This window comes from Vibrio sp. 378, assembly GCF_033339435.1.
Genome location: NZ_JAWOUO010001032.1, coordinates 1 through 547 on the forward strand (window position 1 = coordinate 1; position 547 = coordinate 547).

1 protein-coding gene is annotated in these 547 nt (G+C 41.3%); it reads right to left on the bottom strand.

Going from position 1 to position 547, the window contains the following annotated elements; translation table 11 throughout:
- Positions 1-107 precede the first annotated feature (107 nt).
- On the bottom strand, positions 108-547 hold a 440-nt coding region (locus R7Q48_RS30215; RefSeq protein WP_318134095.1), incomplete at its 5' end, for a glycosyltransferase.

Here is a 547-nt window from a genome sequence, read left to right on the forward strand (position 1 = left end):
ATCGGAGATAACAGTGTTATTGGCGCTGGTTGTTTGATATCACAGAATGTTGAAAAGAACAAAATAGTGAGGGCAAATGCCCCCATAATAGAAACTCTTAATATTGATTAGCGGTGTTGTTTAATTAGTTTATAGTATTGGCGGCTCATAAAATTAAGAGAAAATTCTTCTCGTAGCGGGATGGTAAAATCCTTGGGAGAGTTATAAAGCTCAATGATTTTATCTCTCAGACTTGATGTGCTTACTTCACTGAGGCAGTGTTTAAAATTTTCTCCGAAGATCTCTCTGGGGCCGCTATTACAATCGGTTGAAATCACCGGCGTTCCTAAGGCGATGGATTCTAATAATACTGTCGGTAGCCCCTCATAATCTGATGATAGGATAAAACCACTCGAGTTTGCTATCCATGGATAAGGGTTGCTCACAAAGCCGGGCATATGGATTCGCTTGTCGGCACCTTCCATCTGCGCCATCAGATCGTGTATTTCATTAGTTCGGTGCGAATACTCACCGAGTAGAACCAAATCTACGTCTTTGATGTTTGCCT